Source organism: Haloarchaeobius litoreus, from assembly GCF_024495425.1.
Lineage (GTDB): Archaea > Halobacteriota > Halobacteria > Halobacteriales > Natrialbaceae > Haloarchaeobius > Haloarchaeobius litoreus.
Map to the genome: position 1 here is coordinate 794311 of NZ_JANHJR010000001.1, position 16951 is coordinate 811261.

Below are 16951 nucleotides of genomic sequence, written 5' to 3' on the forward strand. Positions count from 1 at the left end.
TAGGAATAACCTCGGGTCACGGCAGTTAACAATGTTAAAAAGGAGACGTTCCTGCCGTTGTATGACAGTTTTTCACCCCGGGGTCCGAAGCGAGTGGCATGGAGTACCACGACCCGGACGTCGGTCGGACGGTCGCCGAGCGAGCCCGCGAGTTCGTCGAGCAGGAGGTCATCCCCGTCGAGCGCGAGTGGCTCGGCCAGGAGTCCGTCCCGGACTCGGTCGTCGACGACCTGCGCGAGACGGCCCGCGAGTACGAGGTGTACGGCCCACAGATCCCCGAGGAGTACGGCGGTCTCGGGCTTGACTTCCGTGCGATGCTCCCGGTCTTCGAGGAGGCGGGTCGGAGCCTGCTCGGCGGGCTCGCGATGCGCTGTGCCGCCCCCGACGAGGGGAACATGCACACGCTCGAGATCGTCGGGACGAAGGAGCAACAGGAGCGCTGGCTCGCACCACTGGCCGCGGGCGAGATGAACTCCGGCTTCTGCATGACCGAGCCGATGCAGGGCGGCGGCTCGGACCCGAAGATGCTCAGCACGACGGCCGAGAAGGAAGGCGACGAGTGGGTCATCGACGGCCACAAGTGGTGGACGACCGGCGGCGCGGACGCCGACATCTTCCTCGTCATGGCCCGGACCGACCCCGACGCCCACCCCTACGAGGGCGCGAGCATCATCCTCGTCCCCCGTGACACCGAAGGCGTCGAGGTCGTCCGCGACATCCCGCACATGGGCGGGGAGCCGGTCGGCTCCAGTCACTCCGAGGTCAAGTTCGACGGTGCCCGCGTCCCAGTGGAGAACACGCTCGGTCCCGAGAACGCGGGGTTCGCGGTCGCACAGCGCCGGCTCGGCCCGGCCAGACTCACCCACTGCATGCGCTTCGGCGGGATGGCCGACCGGGCGCTCGACATCGCGACCGCCTACGCCAGCGAACGGGAGTCCTTCGGCGAACCCATCGCGGAGAAGCAGGCGCTCCGCTTCCGCGTCGCGCGCTCGCGGACCCGGTTGCACGCCGCCCGGACGATGATCCGTCACGCGGCCGACGACATCGCGGCCGGCGAGGAGGCCCGCATCGGCGTCGCCATGGCGAAGGTGTTCACCGCGAACGTCGCCCAGGACGCCATCGACGAGTCCGTCCAGATATGCGGCGGCAACGGCATCGGGAAGGACCTGCCGCTCGCGGACTTCTACGAGAACGTCCGCGCGTTCCGCATCATCGACGGCGCGGACGAGGTCCACCTCCGCAGCATCGCGCGCGAGGCGTTCGCCGAGCCGAAGCTGGACGAACTGGAGAACGTCACCCGGTTCGGGCAGTAGTCAGGTCCGTATCTCGAAGCGCGCGCCGCCGTCCGCCGAGTCGGCGAGTTCGACCGTCCAGCCGTGGGCGCTGACGACGCGCTCGACGATGGCCAGCCCGAACCCGGTGCCGTTCGGGTCCGAACTCTGGCCCGGGTCGAACAGCCCGTCCCGCACCGACGCGGGGACACCGTCGCCGTCGTCGGCGACGTAGAACCCGCTGGTCGCCAGTGTGCCGACCGTCACCGTCAGCACGCGGTCGGCGTCGTCGGGCAGGGCGTGGGCCAGCGCGTTCCGATAGAGGTTCTCGAACACCTGCAGCAGCCGGTCCCGGTCGGCGTCCACGGTCGTGTCGTCGACGACCGAGAGCGTGGCCGCCCCGGAGTCGACGTTCCCCCAGGCCCCCCGGGCGACCGCCTCGACGGACACCGGGTACCGTTCCCCGATCTCGCGGCCCTCGCGGGCGAGGGTGAGGACGCCGTCGATGATGTTCTCCATCCGGTCGTGTGCGTTCGCGATCTCCGTGAGGTGCTCGTGGTCGACCTCGTCGCGGACGAGGTCGAGGTAGCCACGCGCCACGCTCAGCGGACTCCGCAGGTCGTGGCTGACGAGGTGTGCGAACTCGTCGAGGCGCTCCTTCTGGCGCTCGAGCTCCCGCTCGCGCTCCTTCAGCTCGGTGATGTCCGAGGAGATCCCGCAGACGCCGACGGGTGCGCCGTCGTCGCCGTACAACGGCACCTTCACCGAGTAGTAGATGCGCTCGTCGCCCTCGAACTCGCCGGTCTCCTCTATCTGGATCGGTTCGCCGCGTTCGACGGCCAGCTGGTCGTTCTCCCGGACCTCCTCGGCGTACTCCTCGTCCTGCAGTTCGAAGTCGGTCCGGCCGACCGCCTCGCCCGGTTCGAGGCCCAGCAGCTCGCGGAACCGGTCGTTGATCAGCTGGTACCGACCGTCGAGGCCCTTGATGTAGATGTTCGCCGTGGTGTTGTCGAGGATGGCCCGCAGCTGCTCGTTCGTCCGTCGCAGGTCCGACTCGCTCTCCAGCCGGTCGAACGCCTGTGTGACGTGGGTGACGAGGAGCTCCGCCAGCTCCTTGTCGGTCTCGCTGAAGGCGTTCGGCTCCTCCGAGATGGCCTGGAACACGCCGTAGCGACCGATAGGGACGCTGACCGCGGAGCGGAACTCCGGCTGGTCGGGTTCGGCCGTAACGTCCTCGAGGACGTTCCGGACAAGCACCGACTCCCGCTCGCGGTAGGTGCGGCCCAGGACGCCGTCGTCGACCGTCGGGAGGTCGCCAGCTGGTCGGTAGCTCCGGTCGGTCTGCGGGACGAACGTGCCGTCCTCGACGACGTAGACGCCCGAGACGTCGAAGTCGAGGATGCGCTCCGCAGCGACCAGCGCCTGGTCGACGACGGTCTCGCGGTCGTGTGCGCCGGCGAGGGCGACGGCGTGATGGTGCAGGCCTTCGAGTCGGCCCCGTGTGTCTTCCAGCCCCCGCTCGGCCCGGTACTGGTCGACGGCGTTCATGATGCGTCGTCGGAGGAGCTGGCGTGCTCCGGCGTCGGTCCTGCGGAGATAGTCCGTGACACCGGCGGTGATCGCCTCGCTGGCCACCGACTCGGACCCCTGGCCGGTGAACATGATGAACGGGAGGCGGTCGTCGCGCTCTCTGACAGCCTCGAGCAGTTCGATGCCGTCCATCCCGGCCATCTCGTAGTCGCTGACGACGCAGTCCACACGTCCCTCGTCGAGTCGGGCGAGTGCGTCCTCGCCGTTCGTCGCGACCAGGCAGTCGATCCCCGCGGCCTGCAGATACTCCGCCGTCATGCGGGCGGTGTCCCGGTCGTCGTCCACGCAGAGGACGCGCGGATCGTCTGGCATCCGTGTTTGAGGGAAGACCCGCGGATACGACATGATTCTTGCGCTTGTGGTGAGCTGACCAGTGCCGGGGTGTCAGTACCCGGTGGACGCCCCGAACAATCTGTCGGGGACGTCCTCGACCTCGCCGGCTTGCACACTCCAGAGCGTGGCGTAGAGGCCCTCCTCGTCGAGCAGCTCGTCGTGGGTCCCTCGCTCGACGACCTCGCCACCGTCGAGGACGAGGATGCCGTCGGCGTCGCGCACCGTCGAGAGCCGGTGGGCGATGACGAACGCCGTCCGCTCTTCGCTGACGGCGTCGAGGCTGCGCTGGATGTGGACCTCCGTCTCGGTGTCCACGTTCGAGGTCGCCTCGTCGAGCACGAGGATGGGCGGGTCCTTGAGGACGACGCGGGCGATCGCGAGCCGCTGGCGCTGGCCGCCCGAGAGCTTCACGCCGCGTTCGCCGACGCGGGTGTCGTAGCCGTCGGGCAGGTCCTCGATGAACTCGTGGGCCTCGGCGGCTCTCGCAGCCTCGCGGACCGCCTCGTCACTGGCGTCGAAGCGGCCGTACCGGAGGTTCTCGGCGATGGTACCGTCGAACAGGAACGGGTTCTGCGAGACGTAGCCGACGGTCTGGCGGAGCGAGTCGATGGATACGTCGCGCACGTCGTGGCCGTCGACCGTCACCGCGCCAGAGTCCACGTCGTAGAGCCGCATGAGGAGCTTCACGACGGTCGACTTGCCCGCGCCGGTCGGGCCGACAAGGCCGACCGTCTGGCCGGCGTCGACGGCGAAGTCGACGTTCCGGAGCACCGTCTCGCCCTCGTCGTAGGCGAAGGTCACGTCGTCGTACTCGACCCGCCCGTCGACGTCGGTGAGGGGAACGGCATCGTCGGCCTCCTCGACGTGTGGCGGGACGTCCATCAGGCCGAAGACGCGCTCGCCGGAGGCCTTCGCGTTCTCGTACCAGTCGACGAGGTTCGACGCCTGCGAGAGCGGCTCGACGAACCGCTGTGTCAGCAGGAGGAACACGACGAAGTCGCCGACGGTGAGCTGCCCCGCGAGCCCGAGCGGCGGCCCCTGGAACAGCCACAGCCCGCCGACGATGAACGTGACCGCGAAGGAGATACCGGCCAGCAGTTCCATGCCGGGCCGGTAGAAGTACGACAGCGTGAGCACTGACATGTGGGCGTCGTAGAGGTCCCTCGACGCGGACCTGACCCGGCCTGTCTCGTAGGACTCGGTCGCGCTCGTCTTGACGAGTTCGACGCCCGAGAGCGCGTTCTCCAGCCGGGTGTTGAGGCTACCGACGTTCGAGCGCACCCGGCGGTAGCGCGGTTCGACGAGCCGCATGAACCAGTACGTGAAGCCGACCATCAGCGGGAGGAACGCGAGCGTGACGACCGCCAGCGCCACGTTCAGGTACGCCAGGATGGCGGCGATGCCCACGATCATGACGACGATGCGGAGGCCCTCGCTGAGCGCGTCGTCGAGGAACGTCTCCAGGTTCGAGGCGTCGTTGTTCAGCACCGACATCACCTCGCCGGTCTGCTTCTCGTCGAAGAAGGCCATGTCGAGCCGCTGCATCGCGTCGAACGTGTCCGTCCGGACCGCGTGCATCACGCCGTGGGCGAACCGGTTCATCGTCACGCCCCAGACGAACGTACCCACGCCGGTGAGGACGAAGCCCGCGACGATGAGCGCGACGGACAGCCAGAACTGGGCCGCGGGCTCGTTCGGGAGCATCGACCCCGGCACGAGCGGCAGCGAGTAGTCGCCGTTCCCGTTGAACACGGCGTCGATAGCCGTTCCGAGGACGAGCGGCGGGAGCAGGCTCGCGCTTCGGCCGACGACGTTGGCGACGTTGCCGGCGACGAACCACCGCAACCGGGGGACGCCGTACTCCTCGAACAGACGCACGAGCGGGCGGTCCACGTCGGCACGGTACTGGTCGAACGGCTTCTCGTCGTCGCCGGACATCTGGTCATCGGTGGGTCGTCAGCGAGCCACTTCCGTCCATCGAATGTCGGCGTGTTTCGCCGGTTCGGCGGGAGGAGAGAACGCGGATCAGGCTCTGGCGGCGGGCACGAGCTGACTCTCGACGGCGGTCGGGCCGTCGAGGGGGAGCCGCATCTCGAGCTCGACACCCGAGCGGTCGACGATATCGAAGCCGAGCTTCCGGTAGACGGCGATGGCGGTCCGGTTGTCGCTGTCGACGTTGAGTCGGAGGGCCCGGTGGCCCGCCGCGGCCGCGTGGGCGATCGCGTGTCTGGTCAGTTCGGTGCCGAGTCCGCGGCCGTGGTACTCGGGGTCGACGTAGACGAGGAACTCGGGCTCGTCGCCGTCGTGGGGGGCGAACCCGGTGTGGCCGACGACCCGGTCCCCGTCCCACGCGAGCAGGTTGGTGCCGCGTCCGTGGAGCGTGGTCAGCCAGTCACGGATCCTCCGCTCGGTGGTCGGCGGGAGCCCCATCGAGCGGTGCTCCTGCGGATACTCGCGGTACATCTCCACGAGTTCGTCCGGAGGGTCTTCGCTGGCCGGGAGCGACCTGATCAGGAACGCGGTTCCGTGCTTCCCGACGAATCGCGGACAGCGCGGCGGGCAGTACTGCGTGCCCTCGCAGTCGTCGACGTTCCAGCCCCCGCAAGCGTTCGTAACCATCCTGATATCACTGGTCAGTACTACGCCCCGGAGCACCGAGGCCACTCCCCCGCCTATACACGGGGTTTAAATACTCGGGCGGTCCGCCGGTCGTCATCGGTGTCGACGAAGCGGACGTGGTCTCCTCCGGAGGGGGAACCCGCTCAGACCGAGGACAGCGCTCAGACCGAGGACAGTCCAGTGTCCTCCTCGACGTCGTCGAGCAGTTTTCCGATGGTGTACTCCTCGGAGCCGGTCGGCGAGAGCACCACCCCCTCGAGTTCCGCGTCGAGGTCGGCGACGTCCGCCTGCTCGGTCTCCTGTTTGAGTTCGGCGAACGTCGCCATCGCGTCAGTCGGCTCGTCGGCCGGCCCCGCGTCCTGGTCCCCGGCACTGGCATCCTCGTCCGTCCTCCCACCCGGTCGAGTCTCGATCTGGAAGGGGTCGTCCGCAGTGTCCTCGTCCGCTGTCTCGTCGGGTGTCGTCTCCATCCCATCGTCGACCGCGGCACCGAACTCGAAGTCGCCGGTGGATTCGAAGCCCTCGGTCGGGTCGAACGACGACCCGACACCGAACGTACCGTCCGTACCCTCGTCGTCCAGACCGAACGCGTCGTCCGCATCCTCGTCGTCCAGACCGAACGCGCCGTTCGCAGTCGCGGTTGTCTCGGCTGCGGAAGTCGGGTCGTCGTGGCCGCGAACCGACGGCCGGTCGGTCGATGCATCGGCGGCCTCCGGGGCGGCCCCGTCGTTCGTGGGGGACGCCGACTCGAACACCGAGGCGGCGAACTCGTCCGGGTTCGGGTCCGCGGACGGCATCGCCGAACGGTGTGTCCGTGCCGCGACCGCGCCCGTCAGCTCTGTCACGACCAGCCCGGAGACGCGGTGGTCGTCCCCCAGTGCGGTGACGATGCGCTCGGCCTGCCAGTTCGTCCCGATGGCGACGTCGAGGACGCGCCACGCCCCGCCGTCGCGGTCGTCCGCGTCGGCGTACAGCACCGAGAGCGCGTTCGTCAGATCTTCGAGGACCGAGACGTCACGTCCGCCCCGGTACGCGGATTCGACCGACAGGCGGAGGTGGTAGTACCGGTCGTGCGCCTCCTCCGAGCCGCCGCCGGCGATGGCGTCGGCCGCCTCGTCCACGACGGCCCGCGGCGGCGCGTCGAGGCCGTCGCCGGGGTTCGGGAGTTCGGCGAGCGTCGGCACCGCTACGTCGTCGGCGTGGAGTGCCTCGTCGGGAACGTGCTCTGCGACCGCGGCCGTCTCTGCGGCGTGGCCCGTACCCGTGAGGAGCGTCTCGTCGAGCACCCGTGGCTCGGTGTCGTTTGCGACGGCGCGGACGGACTCGACTGTCGGCGGCGTCAACAGCGACAGTGCGGTGTCGGGTGCATCCAGCCAGATGGCGAGGACGACCCGACGCGACTCGCCCGGGTCCAGTTCGCCCCGCCAGACGAGCTCGCCGCCGTCGTAGCAGCTCCAGCCGTCGCCGCCGTACTCCGGGTGGTAGCCGACCCGGTCGCTGCCGACCGTGGCCGGGAGCTGTTCGACGAGTCGCACCTCGGTTCGTCTCTCGCGTTCCGACCGGAGCTCGTACGAGATGGCCGGTAACGGTAACGACTCCACGTCCAGTCGTTTCGCGACGACGATGCCCCCCCGGGCGACCGTCATCCCGTGTCGACGGGTGTCCCCATTCGTGTGTTCCATTGTATCCCCCCTGCTTCGACTACTCTTATCTCAACTCGTCTATAGTTATATCTTTCCTACAATTGCGGGGAGCCGAACTGTTGCTTTTACGGAGGATAAACCGGGAACGATGCGGAGGGCGTTTCGAGGCTCCGGCTTCACCCACCTTTATTGCTCGCAGTCCGTACGGTACGACAGCATGACCCACGAGGAACGGGAGGCGATTCGATGAGCACCGCACAGTTCGCAGTCGACGGCGACGTCGCCATCGTCACCGGCTCGTCCAGCGGCATCGGCCGGTCAATCGCGGAGCGCTTCGCCGACGACGGCGTCGACGTGGTGGTCTGCTCGCGCGAACTCGACAACGTCGAACCCGTCGTCGAGGCTATCGAGGAGAGCGACCGACCCGGGAGCGCCCTCGCGGTCGAGTGCGACGTGACCGACCGCGACGCCGTCGAGGCGCTCGTCGAGGCGACCGTCGAGGAGTTCGGCGGCATCGACGTGCTCGTCAACAACGCGGGCGCGTCGTTCATGGCCAACTTCGACGACATCAGCGAGAACGGCTGGAAGACCATCGTCGACATCAACCTCACCGGCACGTACCACTGCACGCACGCCGCTGCCGAACACCTCAAGGAGAGCGACGGCAAGGTCATCAACCTCTCAAGCGTCGCCGGCCAGCAGGGCGCGCCGTGGATGAGCCACTACGCCGCCGCCAAGGCCGCCGTCGAGAACCTCACGAAGACGCTCGCGTTCGAGTGGGCCGACGACGACGTGCGCGTCAACTGCATCGCGCCCGGCTTCGTCGCCACGCCCGGCGTCGCCAGCCAGATGGGCGTCACCGCAGACGAGATAGACCGCGACGAGGTCAAGCGTCGCATCGGCCTGAGCGAGGAGATCGCCGACATCGCACAGTTCCTCGCGTCGCCGGCGTCGTCGTACGTCGTCGGCCAGACCATCACGGCCGGCGGGGTGCCGAACATCATGGAAAACCCCGACGTCTGAGCGGATGGCGGACTCCGCGGAGTCGTTCCTGGCTGCCCTCGCGGACGGGAACGTCGACGACGAGAACGTCGCCCAGGGATACGTCGCGGCTCTCGACCATCCCGACGTCGACGTTCGAAGGCAGGCCCTAGACGAGCTCTCAGCGGTGCTCGAATCGGCACCAGGGGAACGGGCCGAGATGCTGCGGGCGGTCGGCGAGGTCGTCCGCCACGACCCCCACGCCGCGGCTCGCAAGAAGGCGATTCCGAAGGTCAGGGGACTGTACTGGGAGTACCCCCTGGTGCTCCGGCGGGGCGACGTCGCGTCGTGGCTCACCGACGCCCTCACCGACGATGACGAGGCGGTTCGCCGGCGCGCTGTCGACCGACTGCGAACCGTCGCCAGACACGACCCGCAGGCCGTCGTCGCCGCCGGTGCCGTGGACCGGCTCGTGACGCTGCTCGACGAGTCGAGCGTGGACCGAACGACGGCGCTGGCCGTGCTCGCGGACGTCGCACCTTTGGACCCCGGCGCGGTCGCCGCGGCGGGCGGCCACGAGCACGCTCTCGCGGCCGTCGCGGACGAGACTGCGGTCGCGAAGGAGTGCGGAGAACTCGTCGGGCACGTCGGCGAGCACAGTCCTGGGGTGCTGACCGACGAGGACGTCCGGACGCTCGTCCAGACCGTCCAGCGGGCGGTCCACGACGCCACCGACCGTGAGCCTGGTCCGGCCGCAGGTGCCGCGATGGCGCTCGGGCGAATCGGCCGCGAACGACCGTCGCGGGTCGTCGAGGCGGGCGGCGTGGACGCGCTCGTCGACGCCGTCGAACTGCCCGGTGAGGACGCGATACAGACGCGCCGGGCGAGCCTTCTCGCGCTCGGTCGGCTCCGCGAGGCAGCCCCGTCAGCCATGGCGGACGTGGACCTCGTCGACCGCCACGTCGACCGCCTGCAGACCGACGATGCGAAGCAGGTCCGGGTCGGAGCCACGGAGTCACTGGTCCGACTCGCGACCCGGACGGACGCGGTGGACGTGGGGGACGCCGCGGCCGCCCTCGTGAACGTCCTCGACGGCGCGAAGGAGAACCGACGTGCTGCCGCGAGGGGGCTCGGTGACCTCGTCGAACACGCCGGCACTGCGGCACCGTTCCGGGACACGGGCGGGTTCGAGACGGTCGGTCGGTGTCTCGAACGGGGACTGCACCCGCAACCCGCCTTCCTGTCGCTTCTCGGGCGCATCGCCAGAGTCGACCCGGCTGCCGTGGCGGACGCCGAACCGATGGGCCACGCCGTCGCGGTGCTGGGGACCGCGGGGCTCGGGCAGGACGTCGACGTGGCCGAAGGTGTCCTGGCGAGCGACGCACGGGAGCGCGCCGCCCGCACGCTCGGGACGTTCGCGGTCACCGCACCCGACCCGCTCGCGGCGGCCGGGGGCATCGACGCACTGCTGGCCGGTGCCGACGGCCCGACCGGCGTGCACGAGCGACTCGCGGCCGCCACCGACGTGTCGAGCCGCATCCGCGCGGCGTGTATCGGCGCACTCGGTCGGTTCGCCGTCGCACAGCGGTCCAACACACGGCGGGACGACGCGCTCGCCGTCCTCGAAGCGGCCTTCGACGACGACCACGACGCGGTCTGGGGGACGGCGGCAGTCGCGCTCTGTCAGCCGGGGGTCGCGAGCGCGGTCGGGAGCGTCGAGCGACGGGCCGCCCGGGACCGATTGCGAACGGTGCTCGACCGCGGCGACGCCGACACGGTACTCGTCGACGCGCTCGCCGATTTCGGCGTTGACGACCCGGACAGCCTGGCACCGATGCGGGGAGCCATCCGGTCGCTGGGCGACGACGAGCAGTTCGGGGACGTCGCCCGACGGGCCCGGATACTCCGTGACGTCGACGCACCCTGGGCACGCGAGACCCTCGGCTCGCTCGCGACGTATCCCAACAAGAGGGTCCGTGAACTCGCCACCGACGTGGTCGACCACACCGAGTGAGTTCATCTCGGTTCCACGTTCTCTGCACGAAAATGGGGAGTAATCAAGTCCCCACGGGCCCAACGCCTGCAGTATCGTGACAGAGTATCACGTCCACCTGCCGGTCGCTGCACAGGACTCGGTACAGGACTTCGTCGACATGGCGGTCCGCGCCGAAGAGCTGGGCTACGACTTCGTCTGGCTGCCGGAGACCTGGGGCCGGGACGCCGTCACCGTGATGACGAGCATCGCCCACGCCACGGAGGAGGTCGGCATCGGCTCCTCCATCATGAACGTCTACTCGCGGTCGCCCGCGCTGCTGGCACAGACTGCCGCGACGCTCCAGGAGGTCTCCGACGGCCGGTTCCGCCTCGGCATCGGCCCGTCGGGCCCGGCGGTCATCGAGGGCTGGCACGGCGTGGACTTCGGCAACCCGCTCCGACGAACCCGCGAGTACGTCGACATCGTGAAGATGGTGCTGGAGGGGAAAGAGCTCGACTACGAAGGCGAGTACTTCAACCTCTCGGGCTTCCGGCTGCGCTGTGACGCGCCCGAGCCGCGCCCGAAGGTCGACGTGGCCGGCATGGGCCCGAAGGCCGTCGAGCTGGCGGGCCGGTTCTCGGACGGCTGGCACGCCATCCTGTTCACGCCGGAGGCGATGCGCGACCGCCTGGAGGATTTCGACCGCGGCGTGGAGATGGGTGACGGCGACCGGGCGGACAAGGACGTGACGCTCTCGCTGACCTGCGCCGCGCTCGAAGACGGCGAACACGCCCGCCACCTCACGAAGCAGCACTCCGCGTTCTACGTCGGTGCGATGGGCACCTACTACCGCGACTCGCTCGCCCGCCAGGGCTACGAGGAGGAGGCCCACCAGATCGCCGCGAACTGGATGAACGGCGACCGCGAGGCCGCACTCGAGGTCTTCACCGACGAGATGCTCGACGCCTTCACCGCCGCCGGCACGCCCGAGCGGGCCCGCGAGGAGCTGGCGAAGTTCGCGGACATCGACGGCGTCGACAACGTCAGCGTCGGCTTCCCCCGTGCAGCGTCGCGGGAGGAGATACACGACACGCTGGAGGCGCTCGCGCCCGGCCAGCACTGACGCGATGGAACGGAGTCCCCGCTCAGGGTGCCGATTCGCCGTCGGCCGTCTCGCCCGTGTTCCCCACGTCTCCAGAGGCGTCGGTACAGGAGCCAGTCGTCGCGCTCCCGAGCGCAGCCCGGGCGACGGCGCGCCCACCGTCGGCAGTACGTCCGACCGCGTCGAGCGCCCGCAGTAGCCGGGGGTCGGCATCCGGTGTCGCGTCGAACAGCGCCGTCTCCGCGGTCTCCAGCTCCGCGGCCAGCGATTCGTGGCGCGCGAGCAGGTCGGTCACCTCGTCGACAGTCGCACCTTCGAGCACCAGCTGGGTGGCGTCCTCGACGAGGGCCCGGGCGTCCGTCGCAACGTCGGCGAACACGGCTGCGAAGTGGTCCGGGAGCGGCCGATCGACCGACTCGGCGACCCGAGCGAGGGTGACGCTGTCGTCTGCGAGTCGCTCGTACTCCCGGGCGACCCGGCAGTGGGTGAACAGCACGGGGCGGCTCACCCCGAGGGCGTCGGTCTCCTCGAAGTCGCTGAGCGAGCGGTTGAAATGTCGGATGACCATGCCCGCGAGCCGGTGGACCTCGGCCGCGCGCTCGCGGCTGTCGACCGGCCCGGCGTCGTCCCTGCCGACGAGGGCGTCGACGACCGACCGGTGCATCGAGAGTGCGATGAACTGCAGCTGGAGCACGGACTGCTGGACCGAGACGTCGGCGGCGTCGAGCAGGCTTCGGACCGTGACGCCCTCCCCGTCGGCGGAGACGACCTGCAGTCCGACCGTATCGCGGGCGACGCTCTCGACCCGCCGTCGCTGGGCGTCGTCGAACCCGTCGGGTGCAGCCAGGGTCATCTCGTCGAAGCCGGCGGCGTACAGCCCCCTGAGCACCTGCTCGACGGTCTCGGACGACTCTGGACCGACCTCGACGGTGCGCTCGGCGAGGCCCTCGCCGTCTGTCCGGGCACTCCGGACGACCAGCGAACCGTCGTCGTGCGTGTAGATGTGGACGTCCTCGCCGGCCTCGATGTGGTGTTCGTGCGCCCAGTCCTTCGGGACCGAGACCGTGTAGGTCGACCCGCCGACCTTCTGTACCTTTCTCCGTTCCATCGTCAGTAGATGAGCGTCCGGTCGCTGTCGACCAGGTACGCCGTCCGCGCGGCGATGTTCACCGCGTGGTCGCCGATGCGTTCGAGGTCTCGAACGGTCAGCAGCAGCCGCGAGACGTCGTCGAGGACGCGCTCGACGGACCACGCGTCGGTGGCGTGTTCGCGCTCGATGAGCGCCCGGACGAGCCGGTCGCTCGCCCGAGCGCTGTTGGCGTCGACCTCGTCGTCACGGTCGGCCAGTTCGTAACACGTCTCGACGTCCCCCTCGATGTAGGCCGTCACGGCATCCTCGACCATCGCCAGGACGTCCTCGCCGAGGGCGACCACGTCGATCTCGGGCGCGCTGCTGCGCTGGTCGGTCAGCGCGTACGTCCCGAGGTTCGAGGCGAGGTCGCCGACCCGTTCGAGGTCGGTGATGACCTTGAACGAGGCCGCGACGACCCGGAGGTCCGAGGCGACCGGCTGCTGGAGCGCGAACAGGTCGAGACAGGTCGATTCGAGTGCGTCGTAGCGCCGGTTCACCTCGTCGTCGGCGTCGACGACGCGGCGTGCGGCCTCCTCGTCGCCGGAGAGCGCATCCACTCCGAGCGACAGTCGGTCGATGACGAGCTCACCCATCCCGGCGACGTCCGCCCGGAGGGTCGCCAGCTCGTCCCGGTAGCCCTCTCGTGCCACCGGGAATCACCCGAACTTGCCGGTGATGTAGTCGTCGACGCGCTGGCTCTCGGGGTCCTCGAAGATCTTCTCCGTCCGGTCGTACTCGACCAGCTCGCCCCCCGTGAGGAAGACGGCGGTCTGGTCCGAGATGCGGGCCGCCTGCTGCATGTTGTGGGTGACGACGACGACGGTGTAGTCCGCCGCCAGCTGCTCGATGAGGTCCTCGATCTTCGCGGTCGCGATTGGGTCGAGCGCGCTCGCGGGCTCGTCCATCAGGATGACGTCCGGGTCGACGGCGAGACAGCGTGCGATGCAGAGCCGTTGCTGCTGGCCGCCGGAGAGGCCGAGCGCGTTGTCGTCGAGCCGCTCGTTCACCTCGTCCCAGAGCGCGGCCTGCTTCAGACAGCGCTCGACGAGCGCGTCCTCGTCGTCGGTGTCGTCCCGGCCGAGGAGGCGCGCGAGCAGGCTCGTGTCGAGGTCGCCGTGCTTGCGCGGCCCGTACGAGATGTTGTCCCTGATGGACTTCGGGAACGGGTTCGGTGCCTGGAACACCATCCCGATGCGCTTGCGCAGCTCGACGAGGTTCGTGCGGCCGCCGTAGATGTTCTCGCCGTCGAACTCGACGGTCCCCGCGACGCGGGCGCTGCCGATGCGGTCGTTCATCCGGTTGAGCGACCGCAGGAACGTGGACTTCCCGCAGCCCGAGGGACCGATGAGTGCGGTGACGCTCTCCTCGGGGATGTCCATCGAGACGCTCTGGATGGCCTGCTCGTCCCCGTAGTACACGTCGAGGTCCTCGACCGAGAGCTTCGCCTCGCCCTCGAACTGGTAGTCGCTCCAGGCGTCCTCGACCGCCTCGTCCGTCTCGCCGGATGTGGTCAGCTGGCTGTCCGTCCCGTCGGTGTCGATCTGTCTGTTGCTACTCATAGTGCAGTTTCCTCCGGAAGTAGAGCCGGCTGGCGACGCCGATGGCGTAGAGCCCGAGGACGACCAGCAGGAGGACCAGTGCGGTCCCCCAGCCGAACTCCTGGTTGCTGTAGATCTCCGGCCGCGGGAACACTCCCGCGGTGATGGTGGAGTAGAGCTGGTACGGCAGCGCGCTCGCCGGTTCGAGCAGCGCGTGATTCGTCACGAACGGTGGCTGCGTGCTGAACTCGAACCCCCCGACGACGTTCGGACTCGAACTGGGGTACGGCGCGCCCCCGAAGACGAGCAGCAGCGGTGCCGTCTCGCCGGCGATGCGGCCGACGCCGAGGATGATTCCGGTGATGGTGCCGGGCATCGCCGCCGGGACGACCACGCTGCGGATGGTCTGCCACCTGCTCACCCCGAGGGCGGCGCTCGCGTCGCGGTACTCGTCCGGGACCGCCTTGATCGACTCCCGGCTGGTGATGAGGACCAGCGGGAGCAGCATGAACCCGAGGACGAGCTGGCCGACGAAGATGGAGTTCCCGCCGCTGATCCGCGGGACGAGGAACGCCAGCCCGAACAGCCCGAACACGATGCTCGGCGTGCTCCAGAGGCCGTTCGTCGCGACTTCGACGACCTGCGTGAACCGGCCCTGTTCGGCGTACTCGGTGAGGAACACTGCCGCGCCGACGCCGAGGGGCACGGCGAACAGCACCGCGCCGAACACCAGCCAGAGCGTGCCGACGACGGCGGGCATCACGCCCGGCGTCTCGACGAACAGGCTGCCGGTGACGTTCGTGACGAACGGCACCTCGACGAACGGGACGCTGAGACCGGTGAACGGGACGTTCAGGTGGCCGCCGGTGAGGCTCGCCCCGGTCAGGAACGTGTCGAGGCCGTTCTTCACGATGAACCAGACGAGCAGCGCCAGCACCGACAGCATGCTGCCGACGATGGTGGCGATGATGTAGAACGCGCCCGCCTCGCGGCCCTGCGCACCGAAGCCCTCCTTCGCCTTGCCGGCGCTCCACGCGCCGAGCAGCGCCGCGCCCGAGACGAGCAGCGGGACGAGCTCGCTGCCGGGGAAGACGGCGCCGGTCCACTCCGCCTCGTACACCCAGGTCGCGTCGAACACACCGGCGACGATGAGGCCGCCGAGAACGGCGAGCAGCAGTGCCGACGGGACCGTCGACCCGATGTCCTCGCGGGGAAGCGTCGCCATCAGCAGTCCGGCCGCGCCGAAGACGAGCGCCACCGGTCCCCAGTAGACGATGGAGTCGCCGATGTACTGCAGCGCGACGGCCATGCCGATGAGCGCCCAGAGCGTGCCGAAGACGATGCCGACTGGCAGTCCCGCCGTCGACGACGGGGTCGTATCGACGTAGCCGACGCGAGAGAGGACACCGATGCCGGCGACACCGGCCGCCATCAGCAGCAGTGCGACCCCGAAGAGCGTCAGCACCGTCATCCCGAGCACCGTCCGCGACTCGTCGAGCCACTGGAACGTGGTGGCCCAGGTCGCGAGGAACGTCAGGAAGGCGAGGCCGAGCACCGGCAGCGCGACCTGCCGCCCGAGCGTCGAGCGACCGGCGCGCAGCTCGGTCTCCGTGGCGTTGCTCATCTACCGCTCACCCCCGAGCTTCTGCTGCATCCGCCACTCGACCCACTGGGAGGTGACGCTGAGCACCATCACCATGAAGAAGAGGACGACGCCACCGGCGAACAGCGCGCTGAGGTGGATGCCGCTCGCGTTGCCGCCCTCGAAGGCGATGACGGTCGTCAGCGTCTCGCCGTAGTTCGAGAACACGTCGAACGCCGGCGACGGGAACCCCTTCGTGTGCGAGAGCATGACCGTCGCGGCCATCGTCTCGCCCATCGCCCGGCCGACGCCGAGCAGGACACCCGCCGAGACGCCCGACAGCGCCGCGGGCAGGGTGACGCTCTTGGTCGTCTGCCACTCCGTCGAGCCCATCGCGAGCGAGCCGCTCTTCATCGACTCCGGCACCGTCGAGATGGCGTCCTCGGCGACGGTGACGACCGTCGGGAGCGCCATCAGCCCGATCATGATGCCGGCGGCGAAGTAGCTCCCGATGGTCGGGGTGCGGAACTCCGCGTAGAAGTACTGGTTCAGGATGGTCAGCCCGATGAAGCCGTACGTGATGGAGGGGATGCCGGCCATCAGCTCGATACCCGGCTTGACGACCTCGCGGACCGTCGACGGGGCCATCTCGCTGATGAAGATGGCCCCGGCGATGCCGAAGGGTGCCGCGATGACGGTCGCGACGAGCGTCGTCAGCGCCGTCCCCATCATCATCGGCGTCAGCGAGTACACGCCGCCCTCGGAGGGCGTCCAGAGCGGTTTCTCCGTCCGCGTGAACACGCCGGGTCCCATGTGCTCGACGATGCCGACCGACTCCCACAGCAGGAAGCCGACGATGAGCGACAGTATCGACACCGTCGCGATGGTGGTGAGGAACGTCAGGGCCTTCGCGACCTCTGCCTGCTGGCGCTGCCAGCCGACCGCGATGACGGCGACGAACGCGAGCAGCGGCACGACGGTCCACCGCGACCCTCGGAAGAACATCGCGAAGGTCGCAAGCGTCGTGAATCCCACGGCCGCGTGGAACACCAACGCCTCGTCGTCTGTTCGAGCGCGGTACGCACGTGCCCGCCGGGGAACGCCCCGGACGAACTCGCCCGCGCGGTTCTGTATCTGTTGTAGCATTCGTACTGAAATATCGTGGTGGATGACGGATTCCCGTCG

The 16951-nt window shown here is 69.2% G+C and carries 13 protein-coding genes; 4 read left to right on the top strand and 9 right to left on the bottom strand.

All coding sequences use genetic code 11. The features are described from left to right. Nucleotides 1-98 precede the first annotated feature (98 nt). Nucleotides 99-1313, top strand: coding sequence for an acyl-CoA dehydrogenase family protein (locus tag NOW55_RS03945; protein WP_256398775.1), 1215 nt, complete (start codon nt 99-101; stop codon nt 1311-1313). On the opposite strand, the gene NOW55_RS03950 is transcribed toward NOW55_RS03945, so the two are convergent. The 4 genes from NOW55_RS03950 to NOW55_RS03965 form a co-directional block, all read right to left on the bottom strand. Continuing rightward, a complete protein-coding gene (locus tag NOW55_RS03950; protein ID WP_256398776.1) occupies nt 1314-3173 on the bottom strand; it encodes a hybrid sensor histidine kinase/response regulator in 1860 nt (619 codons plus the stop codon). A gap of 72 nt (nt 3174-3245) precedes the next feature. Beyond that, a complete protein-coding gene (locus NOW55_RS03955) occupies nt 3246-5132 on the bottom strand; it encodes an ABC transporter ATP-binding protein (RefSeq protein WP_256398777.1) in 1887 nt (628 codons plus the stop codon). 87 nt (nt 5133-5219) lie between these two features. Then, the gene (locus NOW55_RS03960) at nt 5220-5813 is read right to left on the bottom strand and encodes a GNAT family N-acetyltransferase (protein ID WP_256398778.1); all 594 of its coding nucleotides are present in this window, start codon (nt 5811-5813) and stop codon (nt 5220-5222) included. Nucleotides 5814-5974: 161 nt separating this feature from the next. Further along, nucleotides 5975-7495 carry a hypothetical protein gene (locus NOW55_RS03965; protein WP_256398779.1) on the bottom strand — a complete coding sequence of 507 codons (1521 nt, stop codon included), beginning with the start codon at nt 7493-7495 and terminating at the stop codon, nt 5975-5977. Nucleotides 7496-7702: 207 nt separating this feature from the next. Between NOW55_RS03965 and NOW55_RS03970 the strand changes: the two genes are divergently transcribed. The 3 genes from NOW55_RS03970 to NOW55_RS03980 all read left to right on the top strand — a co-directional run bounded on the left by NOW55_RS03970 (nt 7703) and on the right by NOW55_RS03980 (nt 11535). Continuing rightward, nucleotides 7703-8479 carry an SDR family NAD(P)-dependent oxidoreductase gene (locus NOW55_RS03970; RefSeq protein ID WP_256398780.1) on the top strand — a complete coding sequence of 259 codons (777 nt, stop codon included), beginning with the start codon at nt 7703-7705 and terminating at the stop codon, nt 8477-8479. Nucleotides 8480-8483: 4 nt separating this feature from the next. Continuing rightward, the gene (locus NOW55_RS03975; RefSeq protein WP_256398781.1) at nt 8484-10451 is read left to right on the top strand and encodes a hypothetical protein; all 1968 of its coding nucleotides are present in this window, start codon (nt 8484-8486) and stop codon (nt 10449-10451) included. A gap of 76 nt (nt 10452-10527) precedes the next feature. Beyond that, on the top strand, nt 10528-11535 hold the full coding sequence (locus NOW55_RS03980) for a TIGR04024 family LLM class F420-dependent oxidoreductase (protein WP_256398782.1): 1008 nt from the start codon (nt 10528-10530) through the stop codon (nt 11533-11535). A gap of 22 nt (nt 11536-11557) precedes the next feature. Here the strand turns inward: NOW55_RS03980 and NOW55_RS03985 are convergent, their stop codons facing one another. Genes NOW55_RS03985 through pstC form a run of 5 tightly spaced genes read right to left on the bottom strand, consistent with a single transcriptional unit; the run spans nt 11558 to nt 16912 of the window. Continuing rightward, nucleotides 11558-12622 carry an AbrB/MazE/SpoVT family DNA-binding domain-containing protein gene (locus NOW55_RS03985; RefSeq protein ID WP_256398783.1) on the bottom strand — a complete coding sequence of 355 codons (1065 nt, stop codon included), beginning with the start codon at nt 12620-12622 and terminating at the stop codon, nt 11558-11560. A 2-nt stretch (nt 12623-12624) separates the two neighbouring features. After that, nucleotides 12625-13296: a phosphate signaling complex protein PhoU gene (gene phoU / locus NOW55_RS03990; RefSeq protein WP_256398784.1), complete on the bottom strand. Its 672-nt coding sequence runs from the start codon at nt 13294-13296 to the stop codon at nt 12625-12627. A gap of 6 nt (nt 13297-13302) precedes the next feature. Further along, complete coding sequence (gene pstB / locus NOW55_RS03995; protein WP_256398785.1) at nt 13303-14205, bottom strand: phosphate ABC transporter ATP-binding protein PstB; 903 nt, start codon at nt 14203-14205, stop codon at nt 13303-13305. Further along, the gene (gene pstA, locus NOW55_RS04000) at nt 14198-15808 is read right to left on the bottom strand and encodes a phosphate ABC transporter permease PstA (protein ID WP_256398786.1); all 1611 of its coding nucleotides are present in this window, start codon (nt 15806-15808) and stop codon (nt 14198-14200) included. The genes pstB and pstA overlap by 8 nt, the downstream gene beginning before the upstream one ends. Beyond that, nucleotides 15809-16912, bottom strand: a complete 1104-nt coding sequence (pstC, locus tag NOW55_RS04005; protein ID WP_256398787.1) for a phosphate ABC transporter permease subunit PstC — start codon at nt 16910-16912, stop codon at nt 15809-15811. Nucleotides 16913-16951 lie beyond the last annotated feature (39 nt).